A 365-nucleotide genomic window follows, 5' to 3' on the forward strand; every position below is an offset into this window, starting at 1 on the left:
CTGCTGGACGAAGGTCGTGCTGGCGAGAACTGCGGCGTTCTGCTGCGTGGTACCAAGCGTGACGACGTTGAGCGTGGTCAGGTTCTGGTCAAGCCAGGTTCGGTTAAGCCGCACACCAAGTTCACCGCAGAAGTTTACGTTCTGAGCAAGGAAGAAGGCGGTCGTCACACTCCGTTCTTCAAAGGCTACCGTCCACAGTTCTACTTCCGTACTACTGACGTGACCGGTAACTGCGAACTGCCAGAAGGCGTTGAAATGGTAATGCCAGGTGACAACATTCAGATGACTGTTACCCTGATCAAAACCATCGCGATGGAAGATGGTCTGCGTTTCGCTATCCGTGAAGGCGGTCGTACCGTCGGCGC

Annotated in this window: 1 pseudogene; it reads left to right on the forward strand. The window is 55.1% G+C overall.

What is annotated here, in order from left to right:
* Window positions 1–365 (forward strand): annotated as a pseudogene (locus ACK6BI_RS28050) (elongation factor Tu); the annotation flags it as partial.

It is taken from the genome of Pseudomonas sp. KCJK9016 (assembly GCF_046231795.1).
Taxonomy (GTDB): Bacteria; Pseudomonadota; Gammaproteobacteria; order Pseudomonadales; family Pseudomonadaceae; genus Aquipseudomonas; species Aquipseudomonas bananamidigenes.